The organism is Arthrobacter sp. 05N33_2 (assembly GCF_056397425.1).
This window is the reverse complement of record NZ_JBFTNJ010000125.1, coordinates 1-3,658: the sequence shown is the minus strand read 5'-3', so window position 1 is coordinate 3,658 and position 3,658 is coordinate 1. Positions and strand designations below refer to the sequence as shown.

General features: G+C 68.7%; 3 protein-coding genes. 1 reads left to right on the top strand and 2 read right to left on the bottom strand.

Annotated features, from left to right (window positions below; all coding sequences use genetic code 11):
- Positions 1-279: 279 nt before the first annotated feature.
- The gene (locus AC1DHX_RS20435; RefSeq protein WP_476850908.1) at positions 280-1,143 is read right to left on the bottom strand and encodes a methyltransferase domain-containing protein; all 864 of its coding nucleotides are present in this window, start codon (positions 1,141-1,143) and stop codon (positions 280-282) included.
- 153 nt (positions 1,144-1,296) lie between these two features.
- On the opposite strand from AC1DHX_RS20435, the gene AC1DHX_RS20430 reads away from it, so the two are divergent.
- On the top strand, positions 1,297-3,366 hold the full coding sequence (locus AC1DHX_RS20430) for a S9 family peptidase (RefSeq protein ID WP_476858554.1): 2,070 nt from the start codon (positions 1,297-1,299) through the stop codon (positions 3,364-3,366).
- A gap of 15 nt (positions 3,367-3,381) precedes the next feature.
- On the opposite strand, the gene AC1DHX_RS20425 is transcribed toward AC1DHX_RS20430, so the two are convergent.
- The coding region (locus AC1DHX_RS20425; RefSeq protein ID WP_476900437.1) for a peptide deformylase at positions 3,382-3,658 on the bottom strand (277 nt) is incomplete at its 5' end.

Below are 3,658 nucleotides of genomic sequence, written 5' to 3'. Positions count from 1 at the left end.
GAGCGTGAGCCACAACGCCCACCAATTCTCGATCAGCCATTCAGACATCAATTCCCCCTAGAGTTCCGGGAGCTGCAGGCACAGGTCCCCAGTAACTGTGATTCCATCCTAAGCGGAAAGGCAATAGCTGGGACCGGCGGTAGGGAATTGATGGCCAAAGTGGCCAAGTCGTTATTTCGCGGGTCGATTCCCCGGCCTGGCTTTCCGCCCCCGTCCCCTCCTGGGGGTGGTTTCAGGGCGTACCTGACGGCGCCTGCGAAGCGGCGGGAGCGGGAATGGTCAGCGGATGGGTTGAAAGACGCTGATCCGGAAGCGGGCCGAGACGGAGGTCCGCTCCGGAAGCGCGGCCTCGAGGGCTACCAGTGCGGCGCGGTCCAGGTGGTGGCCAGCCGGTCCCATGTAGGCCAGGTTGGCGACGTCGCGCGGGCCAAGGTTCAATGCCAGGTCCAGATCAGATGCTGCGACGGGCGCGAAGTGCTGGCCCAGGGACGCGGCGAGCCGTTCGTCTTTGGCCGGCTCGATCCCCAGCATCCCGGCCGGCCCGGCAACCTCCGCCAGGTGGCCGGGCCGCGGTGTGACCACGACAAGGCGGCCGCCGGGGCGGAGGACCCGGGCGAACTCGGGCGCGTTGCGCGGCGCAAAGACCACGGTGACGACGTCGACGGCGTTCTCCGCGACCGGCAACGGCTGCCAGACGTCCCCGACGACGTTCAAAGCCTCGGGGTTCAGCCTGGCTGCGCGACGCAGGGCGAACTTGGAAATGTCCAGGCCGATTGCCGCGGCCGGACAACTGTCCGCGGCCCGGTCCAGCACGGCCCTGAGGTAGTGGCCGGTGCCCGTTCCGGCGTCGAGCACGAGGGGCCGGCCGGCGGGGGCCTCCCGGAGCGCCGGTGTGGCGAGCCCGGCCACGGCATCGGCCAGCGGCTGGTAATGCCCCGCGGAGAGGAAGTCGAAGCGGGCCGCCACCATTTCTGCGCTGTCGGCTTCAAAAACCGTCCCCTTGCCGACCAGGAAGTTGAAGTAGCCCTGTCTGGCCGCGTCAAAGCTGTGGCCGGCCCCGCACACCAGGGTGCGGGCGCCGCCAGTGAAACGGAGGCCCTGGCGGCACACCGGGCACAGGAGGGGGAGATCGGCGGCGGGCATAGCTTTCATCCTATGCGCGGACCCCGGCCCGCCGCGCGGACGGGACATTGGCTACAGGGGCGCCGGGCACCGGGCACGCCGCGGCGTGCCTCGCCGCACCGGCGCAACGTGAGGTGTTTCACAGCGGGCACGCCACGGGCTAGGCTCGCAATCGTGAAATCTGAACATCTTCCGCTGCTCAATTCCGTGTCCGCCCCTGCCGTGCACCCCGACGGTTCCCGCGCCGTGGTCTCCGTGCTCCGCCCGGACTTCGATGCCGATGCCTACGTGGGCCAGCTGTGGACCGTGCCCCTGGGCCAGGACCCGACCCACCCGGACTTCAACGACCCGGACCAGAGGCCACGCCGGCTGACCCGGGGCTTCCGTGACACAGCACCGGACTTTTCACCTGACGGCCGTGCCCTTGGCTTCCTGCGTGCGGCAGCGGACGGAAAGCCGCAGCTGTTCGTGGTGGAAGCCGCCGGCGGCGAACCCCAGCTGTTGACGGCGGCCCCACTGGGGGTCAGCTCCTTCACGTGGTCGCCTGATTCCCGCAGTATTCTCTTCAGCGCCAGGACGCCTGACGAGGGCCGGTATGGCAGCATCGACGGCGTGAGTGCGGGCAGCGAGGACGCCCGGCTGATCACGGATTTCCAGTACCGGATGAACGGTGTTGGCTACACCGCTGACAAGCCGCTTCAGCTGTTCATCCTCGAGGTCCCGCAGCTTGACGCCGAACCGAAGGTGGCGCCGGCCGGACGCGCCCTGCAGGCCCTCGGCACCGCGGCCGATCCCGCGGAGAATGCTGCCGGGCTGCTGCCGGCCGCCAAACAACTCACCACCGCACCAGCGGACCACAACGGCGCCGGCTTCAGCGCCGACGGCGGCACCATCTTCTTCACCGCCGCCCTGCACGATGGGCGGGACACTGACCTCGTCAGTGGAATCTACGCGCTTCCTGTTACCGGAGGGCAGCCGCAGGCTGTGGTGCCGGCCAACGCCGGACGGCAGAGCATTAACGCCGTGCGCCAATCCGCCGATGGGCAGTGGCTCTTCTTCCTGGCCCAGGACCTGGGCGCATCCGGTCTGGACTTCGTGGCCAGGAACACCGCCCTCTATGCGATGCCTGCCGCCGGCGGACACGCCACGGCGCTCAGCGATGCCGAGGCGCTGGACCTGTCCGGCAGCAGCCGGCTGGAGCTGCGCGGCGGCGCGGGCGCCCTGGTGCTTAACAATGCGCGGGGAACCGTGGAGCTGCACGAATTCGTTGCGACGGGCGGCCACACCGTCCTCCTGGAAGGCAACCGGGTGGTGACCGGCGCCGCGGAGGGTGGCGGAACGCTCGTGGTGAGTTTCAGCGATTCGACGACGGCCGGTGATGTTGCTGTGCTCGAGGGCGGGCAGGTGCGCCGCCTGACGGACTTCTCCGCCCAGCTGCGGAGCGTGGCGGGGATTAGCGAGCCGCAGGAACTGACATTGGCCTCGGCCGACGGGTACCCGGTCCATGGCTGGCTCGTGAAGCCGGCGGGCCCTGGCCCGCACCCGGTGCTGCTGAACATCCATGGCGGCCCGTTTGCCCAGTTCGGCGTGGCGTTGTTCGACGAAGCGCAGGTCTATGCCGGGGCCGGTTACGCCGTGCTCATGTGCAATCCGCGGGGTTCTGCCGGATACGGCCAGGCACACGGCCGGTCCATCAAGGAGCGGATGGGAACCGTGGACATGCAGGACGTCCTGGCGTTCCTGGACGGGGCCGTGGAGAAGTTCGAGGATCTGGACGCCGCCAATGTCGGCATCATGGGCGGATCCTACGGCGGCTACCTGACGGCGTGGACCATCAGCCACGACCACCGTTTCCGGGCCGCCATAGTCGAGCGTGGTTTCCTGGACCCCGTGAGCTTCACCGGTTCGTCCGACATCGGCTGGTTCTTCGGTGGCGAATACACCGGCCCGGCGGCGGAGCAAATGGCGGCCCAGAGTCCCATGGCCCGCGTGCAGCACGTAAGGACGCCGTCGCTGGTGATCCACAGCGAGGAGGACCTCCGGTGTCCCGTGGAGCAGGGCCAGCGGTACTTCACCGCCCTCAAGCAACAGGGGGTCGAGACCGGATTCCTGGTCTTCCCCGGCGAGAACCATGAGCTGTCCCGCTCCGGCACCCCGCACCACCGGAAGCAGCGGTTCGATGAAATCCTGAAGTGGTGGGCCCGCTACCTGCCGTCCGCATCGAATCCGGCGCCGCAGCCCTAGCCCTGGCTCGCAGGCTTAGTCCGCGGCCGGGTCCGGCAGGAACCCGAGTTCCTGCCGGGCGCGGCTGATGTCCGGCTGGGCCCAGCGGGCGGAGTATTCGGCATTGTTGCTGATGGAGCGCAGCTCGGCCCGGTCCAGGAAGAGGATCCCTTGGAGGTGGTCGGTTTCATGCTGGACAATCCGGGCCTGCCAGCCGGAGAAAGTCTGCTGGAGTTTCGTGCCGTCCGGCGCCGTGAAATCGAGCTGGACTGATTCCGGCCGCACGACCGCCGCCTGCAGGCCGCCAATGGAG